The sequence below is a fragment of the Pleurocapsa sp. FMAR1 genome (genome assembly GCF_963665995.1).
GTDB lineage: Bacteria > Cyanobacteriota > Cyanobacteriia > Cyanobacteriales > Xenococcaceae > Waterburya.
Window position 1 is genome coordinate 3,918,266 of record NZ_OY762512.1, and the last position, 14,463, is coordinate 3,932,728.

Consider the following 14,463-nt stretch of genomic DNA (forward strand, 5'->3'; position numbering starts at 1 on the left):
TTTCAATGACAATTAGCTGATATTAGGCGCAATAGTCTTGACAAAAGAATAGTCAAGTATTTTTTTGTCAACTGTGACAACAGAAATATTAGATACCCTTGCTGTAGCCACAATTATCCTATCTGCTGGATCTTTATGAAAATCACCTGGTAAAGTTTGTGCCTCAACTGCGATCGCAGGAGTGATACTAATTAAAATTATTCCTTCTTGTGACAAGGCGATTTCAAACCATTCTTGAATCGGTAAAGGAAGAATAATTCTTTCAGCACTAACCAGTCTGGCTATCTCAATCAGACTGATAGTAGAAATTCCTAGTCCATATTCTCTTTCTTTTTCAATAACCTGACGATGATAATTGGTCAATCTAGGATCGTTTTGATTCAACCACACAAAAATATGAGTATCTAGTACAATCATCAAGTCTTTTCATCGAAGTTTTCCATATTCCAATCTTCTTGAGGAATAGCGGGTTGTTCGGGATCGGCATAATAGGCGTAGGGTTGCATATTCGCCAAAGGATTAGGGCTATATTTTTTTTCCACTGCTGCACCAGTGTTGATTTTGGAGAACTTATTTTGAATACTTTCATTTAGTATTTCTGAAGCAAGGGTTTCTACAGAAACTTTTCTCTCGGCAGCAGCTTTAATTAAAAGTTCCTGAGCTTTTTTACTGATATTGACGTTTGTTCCAACCATAATCAAACAAGCAAACTGTATTCATTCTATCTTTTAGTTGAAGTTATTAAAAATCAGGCATTAGTACTGGTTCGGTATCTGTCAATAATTGTAAGAAAGAATAAGACTGCTTCGAGGTTCGTAATATCATTAGACCTCTTGCATGAATAAAAGATTAATCATTCTTGCTCCGTCCCTATGCTTGAGGAAACCTCAAGCGGGGCGGTGCGCTTTTTCCCTTAATCTTTCCCTCTTTCTCAAGTAGTTAATTATGATTCGTGCAAGAAGTCTATTGTTTTTGTTTTAATAAGCCTCTTGACTTTTTATTCTCTTTTTGAGAACATAAAGAAAGAATTAAATCTAGTCAATATAATGTGCGTGTCATTAGCCGAAAAATTCTCCGTGATTATTGTCAGTCTCATGCTGATGCCTGTGATGCTCTTTATAACTGGTACAGAGTTTCTAGTAAAGCCAAGTGGGAAAACCTAACTCAAGTACAGGCTACTTACAAAACTGCCGAAGCAGTAGGTAACCTAACAGTTTTCAACATCAAAGGCAACCGCTATCGTTTAATAGTCGATATTATCTATCCTAGTCAAAGAATCTATATTAAATACGTTTTAACCCACGCTGAATACGATAATGACAAATGGAAAAATGACCCTTATTACTAATCCCGAATCTTACGCTCAGTTACTAGCAAAATATCAACCCAAAGTCATTGAAAGCGAAGTAGAGAATGATCGCGCCATTGCTCTAGCCCAAAAATTAGAACATAAAGCCTATCGTACTTCTGAAGAAGATGCGATTCTTGAATTAATAGTTACTTTAATCGAGAAATTTGAGGATGAACATTATTCTATTTCCAAAGGTACGCCTCAACAAATGCTTTTACACTTGATGGAGTCTAACAACGTAAAGCAAGAAAACTTGGTGGGAGTAGTAGGTTCAAGGGGAGTTGTCTCAGAAGTGGTTAACGGAAAACGCAGTATCAGCAAAGCACAGGCAAAGATTCTGGCTGAATTTTTCTCTGTTGATGTAGGTTTGTTTATTTAAAAAAATAAGTATCAAAGGAATGATTGCTCCCAAGGCTGAATTTTAGTCCCTTTTATGAAAATACCTAAATATCGCTCAGAGGTTGTCTGAAAAGTCTAATTTGTTACATCAACGCCCCCTAAATCCCCCGCCCCTCCCTACCCCTCCCCAATTCTGGGGAGGGAACGATTGGTCTCCCCCAAACTTGGGGGAGATTAGAGGGGGCAGGGACTTTTAGATCTTGTTCCCCCCAAATTTAACGAGCGACCCCGCTTCGAGACCCCGCGTCGCCGTCAGGCGCAAGGGAATGCTCGAATTGTCGGCGTAAGACGCAAGATAAAGGCTTTAGCCGCATATACGCGCGAGTTGGGGGGCTAGGGGGGCAAGACCCAAAATTCTAATGTCAAGAAACGACTTTTCAGATGTCCTCTCACCAACCCATCCAGGAGAAATGTTACTCAAAGAGTTTTTAGAGCCAATGCAAATTACTCAATAAGCACTAGCTCAAGCAATTGGCGTACCCTATTAACGAGTCAACGAACTGGTTAACCAAAAAAGAGGCATTACCCCTCAACTGCCCTGCGACTATCCAAGTTCTTTGGTAACAGTCCCGATTTTTGGCTTAATTTGCAAAATGCTTGGGAAATCTATCATGCTCAAGCGGCAGAAGCAGAACAACTGGAAAAAATCTAACCTTGGGCAACAGGTTGAAGATTAGAAATCTGAATTAAGACACTTGCTGTCTTGTATATTTCAATTTTGGCTGTATATTCTCTTTTAATTTGAAAACATAACACATTATTTTTGTATGGCGAACAGCCGTTCGCCCTTACGATTAATCTGTAGCGAAGACAGTTTAATTTGATATTAAAAACGTAATAAACAATAATTATTGACTTATGGGTTAGGTTGAAGTGGGTCTGCCTGTAGCAGCAGAGCATGCAGTACCAGAAAAACAACTAGGAGCAAATTTTTTCTCAAATACGTCTGAGGTAACAACAAAAATATTATCTTGTAAATCAAATCCAGGTTCCGTAGTACTAGCATGAACACCAATTTCAAACCCAATGATTCGTTGATCTTCCCCTAAAAGCTTTAATCTTGCTTTTTCTGCTGTTTTTTGTTCTGCTGTCAAACTTGTTAACGAGTCTACATAAACTTTATAAGCGTCGATCTCGGTCACAGAAGTTGGAATTTTAAATTTTGTGTTTCGGTTATTCAGAATTTCGGTCTGGGTACCTGTAGTAGTATTATTATCGCGATCGATAATTGCCCAACCTTTGTCATACAAAAATCTACCTAAAGTTTGTTGCCCTAATTCACTACCACCATAGTTGGGAACGCTAGAACCTTTTTTAAAAAATTGAACAGTTTCATTGGAATCACCTTTGACTCGTGGCTTATCAGCAACTGAAGGACAACTTCCAGTTAAAGCAGGATCACGATCGCACTCACCATTAAATGTTGTAGGATTACCAAAGTTTACAGTGTGAGCTACTGCAAGTGAACTACTATTACAGCCCGTCGCATTTATAGGATTAGAAGTAATTGTTAGAGGTTGATCGGATTTTATTTCAATTGGTTGAGGTTGAGCTTGTGTAGTGCTATTTGGATTCTGAGTCCAACTAACAGGAGTTGCAGAATTACTAAAATCAGTTCGCATATGCCACCATGGTTCTGCACTGTCTTTGCATTTATAGTTACCCCCTAAACCTTCAACACTCCAAACAACAGATGTATTTTCATCTGTTTTATATGCAAGGGTTTCTCTAGCTCTAGCTACAACCTGAGTATCATTAGTTTGACTATCATTATTTACGCCACTAGCAGTTTTGGTTTGTCCTGTAAGAAATAATTGCGCGGTATTAGTTCCAGTAATACAAGCATAAAAACCTGTGGGATTCGTTGGTGTAACTGTTCCAGTCGTACAGGGTGAGGTTACAGTCGTATTATTAATACCATCAATTAATGCTTGCTCTGTCCACGAATTGATTGTCCCTGCAGGTTTTGGAGAATACTCGCCATTCGCATTCAATGGTGGTCCCCATCGATATAAAACTTGGGGTCCTTTCCAATTAGTACCACTATTTGATTTAAGATAATATATTACTCGTTCGTCTTTGATATTAGGGTCACTATCTGTATCTAATGTCACACTGTCATTGATTAGTGGAATGTCTAATGCCAAGACTACTGTTGCGCCAGAAACTGTAAATCTAGGTGCATTAGTGGCATTAGTTTCAATCTTTCTCGCTCTCCTAAGTTCATCAGAGATAAAATCCAAAGCGCGAGAGTTTTCATTTCTTGCTTTTGCTTTAGAATTTTCGCTTTGAGTAGTTCCTAATACTGTGACTAGACCAAAACCCAATGCGCCGATAACAAAAATACTCATGAATAAACCAATAAGTAGTTCGATTAAAGTAAAACCAGAATTAGCATTAAATTTGTTTTTTTTTAAAAGTTTATATAACTCTTTATTTTTCATATTAAGGAAAGCTTTTTATATATAAAACTAAAAATATTTATTTGGTATTTAAGCGAAGTAATTTAGATTAGATAAAAAGAATTTATTACCGTCTACACTTGTCGCCGTTTATACTATTACTAACCCAATATAGTTGTATCGATCAAAGAGTGTAAATTCGTAAACACACTGATTTTCAAATGAAGCGGAGATAAATATCAGGTAAATTACTTTGGTTTTTAAGCTGTTAGCTTTTAGCCGTTAGCTTGTTAAACAGCAAATTTTATCTACAAAATAATTGTCCATAAAATGTATAAAAAGCCCTCCAAATTTGAAGGGCTTAACGGTTGTTTTGAATGCCCAGTCCATTTTAAAAAATAAGGCGATCGCAAATTGTTCAAATTTAAACTCAAGACAAATCGTCATCTGACCTTTTTTTCTGTAACTAGAGTACAGCTAACCCAGTTACCTTTCTCGTTATAGCTACGAATAATTCTCTGTCTAGTATCTGGTTTGAGTAACCAACCCATTTCTAAGACAAAATTGTGACCGAGTTGGATCTTTAAAGGGCAATTGCAGGATGCTCCATCAGGTAGCAGCAAAACTTGGGTTGGTATACTGCTATTTTCAAATAATAATTTCGAGTTTTCGATTCTGGCAATGGAGCTTATAGTGCGATCGCCAAAAGACAAACTCTGTTCTATATGCTCACTGTCTTTTTGCTCGATCTGTAAGTAGCTAGTAAAGGTATCAGGATTTCTCAGATCGGCATACATAGTGGTTGCCTCTCCCTGCCATTCTCCTAGTAAACTAGCAACGGTTAAAGCAGGTCTTTGGGGAACGTTGCTATTGGGCAGCTTTTCCCTAATTAATACCACTTTATCTAACCCAGAAGCACTATTATAAAGCTCTACCATTCGCAGTCTACGAGTGCCATCGCCAAAATCATTATCAATTAAGCCAAACTCCGCGCCGAAAGTGCTGTAAGGACTCCACTGCATACTTCCTTGGGAGAAAGCACCATTGGTAAAGAAAATAATACTGCGATTGAGAGAGTCATAATCTACCACTACATCGCGACTGGGTTCATCTGGTGGTAGGTAGCGCACTACCTGATGGACATTTTTATTTTCATTTAGTCCTTCTAAGGTAACTAGAGTTGGAGTATCTGTTAGCTTTTCTCCTTTAGGTGAAAAACGAGTAAATGAGCCGTGCCATTCCCCTAAATTTTTGAGAAAATAGTCCCATTGAGTAAGCATATATTTAGTTTTAAGTTATTTTACTAGAACACTCGATCGTCAAAAGTATCGCCAAAGACACGTTAATTAAATAAGAAACAACAATGTTTGTACATCTAGTCAGCACTCTCAATAATTGGGTAGTTAGTTTGTGTCAGTTATTAGCACTGTTTGTGATTATTACAGGAATAATTAAAGCGTTAATAATTTACGGCAGGCATATTTTTAGTGATTCAAGTTCGGCGATCGCCTTTCAAGGAAGTCGATTAGAGTTAGGCTATGCTTTTTCTCTAGGACTAAGTTTTTTGGTTGGAGGAAGCATCTTAAAGACGACGATCACACCAACTTGGAACGACCTCGGACAACTAGCCGCAATTATTTTACTGCGAACAATTTTAAATTATCTCTTGCTAATGGCAATTGATAAAAGTGCCGATTCTAAGGGACAATCTTTATCGCCAGATAAACAGAAAAGCGACGACCAAAGCGCACCCCCTTCGCGATTGGCTTCGCCACCTCACGAAGTGCGATCTTGAAGATTACGCCTGATGTGAATTTGACTAAGCTGTATACTCATCATTGACTGATAATGTTACCCTTTTACTAAAGTTTAAGTGAATGGACTGATGAGCGACAATCAAGATCGAGTTGTTGAGCAACTTACGACACAGCTATCGGCGATTCAAGAACAGTTAAGTCAATTAACCCGCCGTTTTGATAATCTGGAAAATAATTTGGGGGAAGTGTCTAAATTACCAGCTAAAATAGCTCAGTTTGAAGATGATTTAATGTTGTTAGGCGATCGCTATCGCTATAGAAAGATTCAACAATATCTAATAGAAAGTAATTGGTTTGAAGCGGACAAAGAAACTATCAGATTGATTCTGTCGGTAACAGCTAAAGAAATTGAAGAGCTTACTCCCGAAGATATACAGCACTTTCCCTGTAATGATTTAATCGTAATCGATCGCTTATGGATGAAATACAGTGATGGTCGTTTTGGTTTTAGTCCTCAGTTAAAAATATATCAAGAACTGGGCGGTGGTTTTAATACCATCCTTGAGCAAAACCGACAGTTAATCGAAATCTGGGGCGAACACTTAGGATGGCGCAAAGATAATCGTTGGCTTCCCTGTGATGAATTGGATTTTAGTCTTAATGCGCCTTTGGGTTGTCATCCTTCTCGCTGGTGGAATTCTCCCTATGGATCGAAGATGACTAATTTCTTTTTAGGTCGTTTAATTACCTGTGATATTAACATTGAGCAATAAGTAGGGGCGAACGGCCGTTCGTCCCTACGATATAATTGCTGTGTTTCCTCATCCTTCATCCTTTCGCCTTCATCCTTTTAAAATGGCTAAACCAACAATATTGACCGTTGATGACGATTTAGAAGTACTACAGGCGATCGCTCGCGATCTCAGAAAACAATATGGCGATCGCTTTCGCATTGTTCGTGCTAACTCTGGGGCATCGGCAATTGAGGCTTTAGAACAGCTTAAGTTACGCAATGAAACAGTAGCTTTGTTCCTCACCGATCAAAGAATGCCCGAAATGAGCGGGGTGGAGTTTATTGAAAAAGCCGCGCCGATGTTTCTTAAAGCAAAACGGGTATTACTCACAGCTTATGCCGATACCAATGCTGCAATTGAGGCGATTAATACCGCCCGACTCGATTATTATCTCCTCAAGCCTTGGGATCCTCCAGAAGAAAAGCTATATCCTGTCTTGGATGATTTATTAGAAGATTGGTTGGCGGTGTATCGTCCTGCATTTGAAGGAATTAGAGTAATTGGCGATCGCTGGTCGTCTTATTCCCATAATGTGAAAGACTTTTTGGCACGTAACCAGATTCCCTATCAGTGGATGGATGTAGAAATTGAACCAGAAGCAACCAAGCTAATTGAATATGTATCTCACCAAGACAGTCAGCCTAAACTTCCTCTGGTATTATTTGCCAACGGCGATAAATTAGAACAGCCCAGTAACCTAGAAGTAGCAGCAAAGATTGGGTTACAAACCCAAGCGGGCAAACCTTTCTATGACTTAGTAATTGTCGGCGGAGGTCCCGCGGGTTTGGCAGCAGCAGTCTACGGGGCATCAGAAGGCTTGAGTACAGTGATGATTGAACGTTCTGCCCCTGGTGGACAGGCGGGTTCAAGTTCTCGGATTGAAAACTATCTCGGTTTCCCTGTGGGCTTAAGCGGAGATGACTTAGCCAGAAGAGGCGTTACTCAAGCAAAGAGGTTTGGGGTAGAAATCCTGACCCCCCAGGAAGTTGTCGAAATAAAACTAGAAGATCCCTATCGCCTTGTCAAGTTAGCCGACGGTAGCGAAATCAATTGTCATGCCTTGCTATTAGCAACGGGAGTATATTGGCGTAAATTAAATCTACCAGGATGCGATCGCCTGACAGGTAGAGGTGTTTATTATGGTGCAGCCAAAACCGAGGCTTTATCTTGTCAAGATGAACATATTTATCTCATTGGTGGGGCAAATTCCGCAGGACAAGCAGCCATGTATTTTTCTCAGTATGCTGCCAAAGTTTCGATGCTAGTCAGGGGAGACTCTTTAACTAAAAGTATGTCTCAGTATCTTATTGACCAAATAAATGCCACCGATAACATTGAGGTATTAACCCACACCGAAGTTACTGAAGTACACGGAGAAAATAGCCTGACAGGATTGACTTTACTCCATAACCAAACAGGAGAAACCGAACAGGTAGAAACCAATTCTCTGTTTGTTTTTATTGGGGCAAAACCCGAAACCGAATGGCTAGATGGGTTAGTAGCCAAAGATGAACGAGGCTTTATCTATGCAGGGGCAGATCTGAAGAAAAGCGAACATTTTCGGGGGTGGAATCGCGATCGCGATCCTTTTTTACTAGAAACTAGCGTTCCTGGTATTTTTGTCGCGGGAGATGTCCGACATAATTCAGTTAAACGGGTAGCTTCTGGAGTAGGGGAAGGTTCAATCGCCATTATGTTTGTTCATCGTTATCTAGCTGAAGTCGGCGCATAAGTTTTAAGTCGGTGATTCTAGCTAATAGCTAAAAGAAGTTGTTCTAAAAGCGCGAAAAGCGAAGCAGCGCAGTTCGAGGGTTCGCCTCGTTATGCGACTGCTTCAAGAAGTCGTTGCGGGGGTTTCCCCCGTTGAGCTTATTGAGCAAGAAAAACAAGGCTATTAACCCGAAAGTAGCGTTAAATATGTGCTGGCGTGGGGCTTTTCCTGGGTTTAACTCTCAAGCAAAGTTTTTATTTCTACCACTTTTTGATTATATTGGTTGTCTTCTATAGCTGGAATTAATCGATCAGTAGCAATAGGTAAATTCAATTCAATCCAAGATTTACAGCCACCATAAGCATTACTGTAAGGAATAGATTGAGGCTGAGGTAGACGATAAACTTTTAGTAGTAAAACTATCAAAGGTTTTTGAGGCTTCCATTTAAGGCGATCGCCGATCATTTGTTCATTCCAGATATGATATGGTTGCAGTGCCTCTATTTGCTCAATATTATCAATTGCTAAAATATCTGTTATTTCAGCACAACTTTTAATAGTTACTTGTTCTGGATGCCAGCCAGACTCCACGGAGACAACTTTAGAAACATATTCTGGCTTAAGTAAATGAGGTTTTTGATGTTCGTAGGTAGGATATAGCCAAACAAAAGAATGTTCTACCTGAAAACCCCGTTCGCGAATACCTCCTTTACGCAGCAGGATGATAGTATCGCCTTGATTTAAAGCTTCAATGGCGATCGCCCATTCTTTTAAAGCGTGTTGAAGGTGTAGACGTTTAGCTAGCTTCATAGCTAATAATAAATATTGGTAACTGCTTTAAGTTTAATCTTAAACTAATCTTGCTAAATCAAGAATAAAAACAGTCAGTGCAGTATTGTCGTCTTGAGGAATAACCGTAACATGACTGGCAATTTTTAAAGTATCGGCTTGTCGGTAAGCATTAGGTATAAGACGAATCTGTGCTGCGGGAACATCAATCAAACTAGGAGATTCTGCTACCATGATTCCTCATGCTCCTGTAATATTTTGGCTGATGATAAAATAACCTTTTGTTTGAGAGGTTTGGAGCAAGCTAATTTTAAATAACTTTTGGTGTAGATCGACAATAGCCACTTCTTGTTCTGCTATATGAGCTAAATCAACATGACTCAGCCTGCTACCATACGTGGGATTATGTTTCAATAACCTTTTGCACCTGCAAGTAATAGGTCAGAGGTCAGAAGTCAGAAGTCATTAAAATTCTGCTTTCTGGTTACGGTTAGTTGTGATGGCTGTATTGTTGAACTAGCTTGTCTATTTCTGAGAGAAATCTATCTTCGACTGAGTAAGCTTGGGCTAATTCTCTTAAGGCAAAAGATACTTCCCCGCATTGTTCGCGATCGCCTGCTAAGATCCGCTCTTTTGCTAAAGTATAATCAGCGACTGTTGCCTGAATTATCTCTAAAATGCGATCTCTGTTCTGTGCCAAGGCTGTTTGGGACGTTTGCACAATATCGCTAAAGCCTGGCAGGTTAAACAACTCCGTGAAACCAGCAAACATATCTAGCTGTCCCTGTAATTCCTCTTCTAAATTATAATTAGCGGGATTAGCTGCAACGGTTTGTAGGTGTTCTAAAGCCTGGACAACAACTTCAAAGATCGAAGAGACAATATCCACTCCCAAATCATTAGAACTGGGCATATAATTATCAGCATTCTTGAAAGCATCTGCCAAACGGACTTTTAAAGCAGCAAATACTGGTTCAGCCGCTAATAAAGCCTCTTCTTCGTCAAAAGTTCCTGCTTCAATTTCTCCAATGAGGGGATTACGCAGACAATCATATCCCTGTAACAATAAACTTTCTAATTCCCCATCAAAATCAACGCGATCGCTATAAAGAGCCTTGAAAAAATCCTCTAATCGATGAGCCAATAATTCAATCGCCCCTAACTCAACACTGGCTGCACCACCTTTGATCGAGTGAGCAGCACGCATCAACTCATGAACTTTTGGGGTACTATGGTTTTCACGCAGGTCAAGAAGACCTGTTTCTAGTACCTGTAATAGTTCTTGAGCTTCTTCGATGAAAAATTGGCTTGGTCGCGAATATCGGGGTTGAGTGACATGATTTGGGCGGGTAATAAGTAATAGGTAATAAGTAATACAGCAAAATTGTAGTTTTTCGGGTTTTATAGTCATTCTAAATAATTTGCGTATGATTTAAGGATGTCATCCAAAGAAGTACCAGGAGCGGAATAAATACGTCTTTTTTTGAGGATGGCAAAGTCTTGTTCGATACGATTAAAATCGGCTGAATAGGGCGGTAAAAACAAAACTTTATGACCCGCTTGTTCGGCAATACGAAATACATCATTTTGCCGATGAAATGCTGCATTATCAAGAATAAGAGTAGAGTTCGGATTCAATTCGGGAATGAGATGCTCTTCAAGCCACTGATTAAACCATAAAGCGTTAGTACTTCCTTTAAAAAGAACTGGTGCTAATAATTCTTTGCCTCTTTTTCCTGCTATTAAGCTTGTTCTCGTTCCTCTTTTGCCATTGCGCTCGCCATAGGTTTTTTGTCCTCGTTTTGACCATCCATATGGGCGATAAACATATTCTTCAAAGCCCGATTCATCCAAGTAAACTAAGTTATTTGAACCATCTAAAACAACAATCTCACGCAAATTTCTCAGAAAAGCGATTCGTTGACCATGCTTACGTTCACTATATTTTAGAGTTTTTTTTACGAGTCAATTTCATTTGTTTTTGAGCAGATCCAATCGCACTCGTATGGACTCCAAAATGTTGCGCCCGCTCTCTCAAAAGAGCGTCTGGATTTTCTTGAATATGTTGGATAAGTGCTTTCCAATCTAGTTTTCGCTTTCTTCCTAGTTGTGGTGTTGGAGTTAAATTCTTTCTTTGACACCAATCATTCACACACCACAAACTTACCTCATATCTTCTTGATGCTTCTGCCTTTGAGCCTCCCGTCGCTACAAAGTCAACTACTCGTTTTCGTAAATCTACACTATAAGTCATCTAATAGGATTGATTTTTCAACTCAATCCTATTATTCCATATGTTTCCTATTTAGAATGACTATACAGTTGTTTATGCCCACCTACTTATAGCCGTACCAAGTTAAATTAGCGGTGCGACCCCGCGTCGCCGACAGGCGCAAGGGAACGCGCACCAAGACAGGACATATTTAAAGTTATTTGCTCGCAAGTAACAAGTAATGAGTAACGAGTAACGAGTTTTGAGAAATGTCTATCACGTTTACACGTAATGCTATATTAGAAAAATCTAGGTTTTAAATTTGCCGATGTCTAACTGAAGTTTTTCTGCTACGTTTGAAAGCTGCTTAATCGAAGTAGATACTTGAGTAGCCGATTGAGAATTATTTTCGGTGATCGCCCGATCTAAACCATCAAATTCTGATAAAAATTCTAGCTTGGGTGCTAGTCTATCTAAAGCAGATAAATCGCTGCGTTTAAAACGTTTAATATTACTGAGAATAGGACGTAAATAATCGGCAATAATTCGCTCGTCAGGATTCATTAAGCTTTTACGAGCAAGAGCGATCGCATCTGCTGGATATTGACGACGCTTCATTGCCATAGCAAAGGCTTTAGTAATTTCTGCGTTAGATGCTCCAGGGGATACTTCCAAAACATCATAAGGGTTTGGTGTAGGCGATTGTTTGTTCATATATTGATATCTTTATCTTTTCAGCGATGTATTCTTAAACTGTTGTAAATCTCTTGAAATGCTGGTTCGCGTGGGCAAAGTTCATAAGCCCACTGTGCAAGTTGGTACATTCCATCAAAGTACAGACTACGGCTTTCTGAAGCTTCGAGGATGACATTGATACAAACCTCGGCAACTTTGAAACGCACCTTTTCGTGGCGCGATCTTTTTGCTATTTGAACACCTTCTTTAAATTCGCGTTTCATGACGCGACTAATTTTTTCTAGCTCTACTTGCATTTCAACTGTTTCTATCAAATTGAGGATAAAAGAGTTGTTGGGATCGATATCTTTAATCTTTTGAAGTTTTTTCAATCCTTGCTCATAGCTAATTGTCTCGTTTGATAGTTTTTCTGCAACTTGTCTACCTTTATACTCAGCAAAATAACTTCTAGAAGGTTGACTATTTAAAAGCTCATACCAAAAATTACTGAACTGTAGATGTTCATCAAAATCGTTTATTTTCTTACGCTGTAATTCACAGAGTCTATCTATTTCCTTACACCAATCAGACTTGGCTTTTATTTCGGATTTAGCCTGTTGAAGTGGATAAATTGCTTTACGCCATTCCAGATTTTGTAAATAGTGACAGCCTTCATGATAAGACATAAAATAACAGGCAAAGTTATCTGCTTCGCAAGATGGATTTTCATAGGGTTTAATTTTAATAGCACGCGCCGTATCTCCTTCCATACAAGCTGCTACGGCTAAACCCCAATCTGTATATAATGCTGCTTGCATAGACTTACTGTATAGTTTTTCTACAGGGAAAGTAATTTCTGTTAACTTATGGCGATGACGCTGATAACAACCAGATGGAATAAAAATCCTATTGACTCTTACTCCAACAAGAATAGAAGAATTTTCTCCTTGATAAAAAGAAACCATATCTCGACGATAAATATCCCTTAATTTTAAATACTTTTCAATATCATCATCTTTAACAGCATCGATCGCATTTTCTAATACTTGCTTTAGTTTGGCGGAAACATCTTTTATATCAATAGAGTTGCTTCCTAACCAGGGAACATTTTGTAGTGTGGGATTGTGTTCAATATTTGCTAAAGCTGTTGACCAAGCAATAATAAAATAGCCTAACTTGTTTGAATCTGTCTGAGAAAGATAATAGCTAGCGATCGCCCAGTTGTGTAGAGAATTGATATCCTGTTGTTTCAACCAAATTTGTTCGGTTTTTGCAGCTATTTCTTGCCAGTTTTGACTTTCCCAAATTTGACGCTCTAAAAAAGGCTGAATATGGTTCTCTAAATTAAATTTTACTACCGTATCAAGACCGAACTTTTCAATAAATTCCAGGCTGACAGATTTGGCAATTTCTACTTGTCCTCGATCTAAAAGTTTTTCTATTTCACAAATACTATTTAAGCGATCGCGTTCTGCCAAACTTTTAAGCATAGGACGTTGAGTTACTTCTATACTAACTTTGGAAATAGATCGCCACTCTCGATCTGCTTGTTGCCAGTTTCCAAGTTTAGTATAAGCAAAACCACGAATATAAGCTGCTTGTTCTCCATCTATTCTTTCTAAATAAGAGATTGCTTGTTTGGGATTATGTTTAACAGCTAAAATACTTAATCTAATCTTGCATTCGTCAAATTCTGGTATTAAACCTAATGCTTGTTCGTAATTAGCTTTTGCTTGATTTAATTCGCCTGTTTTCTCTACAACTAGACCTGATTTATATAATTCTTTAGCTTGTATTACTCGTTTTAATTTAGTTAATAACTGTTGTCCATCTTCACGAGTAAATTTGTCTAATATCGGTACAAGTAAATCGATTGCTTCTTGAAATTGCCCTTGTTTAGCTATTTGAACAGATTGTTTTAAAACCTTTTCATAGTTTTCTTGCTGCTTGATACCTTCTTGACATTTGGATATTTCACCCTTTAATTCAGTGGTAGAAAAAAGTTTTTGGGCTTTAATAAATTCAGTTAATGCCTCTTTAAAAAAATTACCTATAGCATATTTTTTACCATTAGCTAATAGTTGCTGAAATCTCTGGTGATCGTCTATTTTTTGCTGACATTGATTTGCAGCTTTGACAAACTCAGGTTTGTTAACTAATTTACTGCACTGCTTATATAGTGAAAGAGCTTGTTTAAGCCTAGTTGTATCGTCAGAAATTCTAGTATCTTTCGTTTCTAATTTTTTGGCTTCAACATAAAGTTCATTAGCTTTATGGTGCTTTTGATATTGGATAAATATAAAGCTACCTAAGCCTATTAAAATAATAAGAAAAAGTAAAAATGGCATACGCTTGATTATTTTGGAATTTTAA

At 38.4% G+C, this 14,463-nt stretch carries 15 protein-coding genes and 2 pseudogenes; 6 read left to right on the top strand and 11 right to left on the bottom strand.

Annotation, left to right across the window (positions count from 1 at the left end; translation table 11 throughout):
* Positions 1 to 12: 12 nt before the first annotated feature.
* Positions 13 to 417 (bottom strand): type II toxin-antitoxin system VapC family toxin, encoded by a 405-nt coding sequence (locus SLP02_RS19120; RefSeq protein ID WP_319422313.1) that lies wholly within the window; start codon positions 415 to 417, stop codon positions 13 to 15.
* Positions 417 to 695 (bottom strand): hypothetical protein, encoded by a 279-nt coding sequence (locus SLP02_RS19125; RefSeq protein ID WP_319422314.1) that lies wholly within the window; start codon positions 693 to 695, stop codon positions 417 to 419. The genes SLP02_RS19120 and SLP02_RS19125 overlap by 1 nt, the downstream gene beginning before the upstream one ends.
* 353 nt (positions 696 to 1,048) lie before the next feature.
* On the opposite strand from SLP02_RS19125, the gene SLP02_RS19130 reads away from it, so the two are divergent.
* The 3 genes and pseudogenes from SLP02_RS19130 to SLP02_RS26795 all read left to right on the top strand — a co-directional run bounded on the left by SLP02_RS19130 (position 1,049) and on the right by SLP02_RS26795 (position 2,402).
* Positions 1,049 to 1,348, top strand: coding sequence for a type II toxin-antitoxin system HigB family toxin (locus SLP02_RS19130; protein ID WP_319422315.1), 300 nt, complete (start codon positions 1,049 to 1,051; stop codon positions 1,346 to 1,348).
* A complete protein-coding gene (locus SLP02_RS19135; protein ID WP_319422316.1) occupies positions 1,332 to 1,730 on the top strand; it encodes a helix-turn-helix domain-containing protein in 399 nt (132 codons plus the stop codon). The genes SLP02_RS19130 and SLP02_RS19135 overlap by 17 nt, the downstream gene beginning before the upstream one ends.
* 379 nt (positions 1,731 to 2,109) lie before the next feature.
* Positions 2,110 to 2,402 (top strand): annotated as a pseudogene (locus tag SLP02_RS26795) (HigA family addiction module antitoxin).
* A 211-nt stretch (positions 2,403 to 2,613) separates the two neighbouring features.
* Here the strand turns inward: SLP02_RS26795 and SLP02_RS19140 are convergent.
* Together SLP02_RS19140 and SLP02_RS19145 are read right to left on the bottom strand one after the other, a co-directional pair.
* Complete coding sequence (locus tag SLP02_RS19140; RefSeq protein ID WP_319422317.1) at positions 2,614 to 4,194, bottom strand: PulJ/GspJ family protein; 1,581 nt, start codon at positions 4,192 to 4,194, stop codon at positions 2,614 to 2,616.
* Between the two features lie 401 nt (positions 4,195 to 4,595).
* Positions 4,596 to 5,432 carry a DUF3598 family protein gene (locus tag SLP02_RS19145; protein WP_319422318.1) on the bottom strand — a complete coding sequence of 279 codons (837 nt, stop codon included), beginning with the start codon at positions 5,430 to 5,432 and terminating at the stop codon, positions 4,596 to 4,598.
* Between the two features lie 83 nt (positions 5,433 to 5,515).
* Between SLP02_RS19145 and SLP02_RS19150 the strand changes: the two genes are divergently transcribed.
* The 3 genes from SLP02_RS19150 (at position 5,516) to SLP02_RS19160 (ending at position 8,435) form a co-directional block, all read left to right on the top strand.
* Positions 5,516 to 5,947 carry a DUF1622 domain-containing protein gene (locus SLP02_RS19150; protein WP_319422319.1) on the top strand — a complete coding sequence of 144 codons (432 nt, stop codon included), beginning with the start codon at positions 5,516 to 5,518 and terminating at the stop codon, positions 5,945 to 5,947.
* Between the two features lie 90 nt (positions 5,948 to 6,037).
* On the top strand, positions 6,038 to 6,682 hold the full coding sequence (locus SLP02_RS19155) for a GUN4 domain-containing protein (protein WP_319422320.1): 645 nt from the start codon (positions 6,038 to 6,040) through the stop codon (positions 6,680 to 6,682).
* Positions 6,683 to 6,764: 82 nt separating this feature from the next.
* Positions 6,765 to 8,435, top strand: coding sequence for an FAD-dependent oxidoreductase (locus SLP02_RS19160; protein WP_319422321.1), 1,671 nt, complete (start codon positions 6,765 to 6,767; stop codon positions 8,433 to 8,435).
* 213 nt (positions 8,436 to 8,648) lie between these two features.
* Here the strand turns inward: SLP02_RS19160 and SLP02_RS19165 are convergent, their stop codons facing one another.
* The 7 genes and pseudogenes from SLP02_RS19165 to SLP02_RS19200 form a co-directional block, all read right to left on the bottom strand.
* Positions 8,649 to 9,224 carry a DUF1802 family protein gene (locus SLP02_RS19165; protein WP_319422322.1) on the bottom strand — a complete coding sequence of 192 codons (576 nt, stop codon included), beginning with the start codon at positions 9,222 to 9,224 and terminating at the stop codon, positions 8,649 to 8,651.
* 39 nt (positions 9,225 to 9,263) lie between these two features.
* Positions 9,264 to 9,437 carry a hypothetical protein gene (locus tag SLP02_RS19170; RefSeq protein WP_319422323.1) on the bottom strand — a complete coding sequence of 58 codons (174 nt, stop codon included), beginning with the start codon at positions 9,435 to 9,437 and terminating at the stop codon, positions 9,264 to 9,266.
* 6 nt (positions 9,438 to 9,443) lie between these two features.
* On the bottom strand, positions 9,444 to 9,617 hold the full coding sequence (locus SLP02_RS19175; RefSeq protein WP_319422324.1) for a hypothetical protein: 174 nt from the start codon (positions 9,615 to 9,617) through the stop codon (positions 9,444 to 9,446).
* 76 nt (positions 9,618 to 9,693) lie between these two features.
* Positions 9,694 to 10,614, bottom strand: coding sequence for an Hpt domain-containing protein (locus tag SLP02_RS19180; protein WP_319422325.1), 921 nt, complete (start codon positions 10,612 to 10,614; stop codon positions 9,694 to 9,696).
* Positions 10,611 to 11,457: pseudogene (locus tag SLP02_RS26800) on the bottom strand (IS630 family transposase). Before SLP02_RS26800 ends, SLP02_RS19180 begins: the two are co-directional and overlap by 4 nt.
* Before the next feature lie 267 nt (positions 11,458 to 11,724).
* A complete protein-coding gene (locus SLP02_RS19195; RefSeq protein WP_319422327.1) occupies positions 11,725 to 12,129 on the bottom strand; it encodes a hypothetical protein in 405 nt (134 codons plus the stop codon).
* A gap of 20 nt (positions 12,130 to 12,149) precedes the next feature.
* Complete coding sequence (locus SLP02_RS19200; protein ID WP_319422328.1) at positions 12,150 to 14,438, bottom strand: tetratricopeptide repeat protein; 2,289 nt, start codon at positions 14,436 to 14,438, stop codon at positions 12,150 to 12,152.
* Positions 14,439 to 14,463: the final 25 nt, after the last annotated feature.

Excerpts from the sequence above, each read along its gene's own strand:
- SLP02_RS19140 (WP_319422317.1), bottom strand. The coding sequence starts at position 4,194 with ATGAAAAATAAAGAGTTATATAAACTTTTAAAAAAAAACAAATTTAAT.
- SLP02_RS19135 (WP_319422316.1), top strand. The coding sequence starts at position 1,332 with ATGACCCTTATTACTAATCCCGAATCTTACGCTCAGTTACTAGCAAAA.
- SLP02_RS19195 (WP_319422327.1), bottom strand. The coding sequence starts at position 12,129 with ATGAACAAACAATCGCCTACACCAAACCCTTATGATGTTTTGGAAGTA.
- SLP02_RS19120 (WP_319422313.1), bottom strand. The coding sequence starts at position 417 with ATGATTGTACTAGATACTCATATTTTTGTGTGGTTGAATCAAAACGAT.
- SLP02_RS19180 (WP_319422325.1), bottom strand. The coding sequence starts at position 10,614 with ATGACTATAAAACCCGAAAAACTACAATTTTGCTGTATTACTTATTAC.
- SLP02_RS19170 (WP_319422323.1), bottom strand. The coding sequence starts at position 9,437 with ATGGTAGCAGAATCTCCTAGTTTGATTGATGTTCCCGCAGCACAGATT.
- SLP02_RS19125 (WP_319422314.1), bottom strand. The coding sequence starts at position 695 with ATGGTTGGAACAAACGTCAATATCAGTAAAAAAGCTCAGGAACTTTTA.
- SLP02_RS19200 (WP_319422328.1), bottom strand. The coding sequence starts at position 14,438 with ATGCCATTTTTACTTTTTCTTATTATTTTAATAGGCTTAGGTAGCTTT.
- SLP02_RS19155 (WP_319422320.1), top strand. The coding sequence starts at position 6,038 with ATGAGCGACAATCAAGATCGAGTTGTTGAGCAACTTACGACACAGCTA.
- SLP02_RS19150 (WP_319422319.1), top strand. The coding sequence starts at position 5,516 with ATGTTTGTACATCTAGTCAGCACTCTCAATAATTGGGTAGTTAGTTTG.
- SLP02_RS19145 (WP_319422318.1), bottom strand. The coding sequence starts at position 5,432 with ATGCTTACTCAATGGGACTATTTTCTCAAAAATTTAGGGGAATGGCAC.
- SLP02_RS19165 (WP_319422322.1), bottom strand. The coding sequence starts at position 9,224 with ATGAAGCTAGCTAAACGTCTACACCTTCAACACGCTTTAAAAGAATGG.
- SLP02_RS19160 (WP_319422321.1), top strand. The coding sequence starts at position 6,765 with ATGGCTAAACCAACAATATTGACCGTTGATGACGATTTAGAAGTACTA.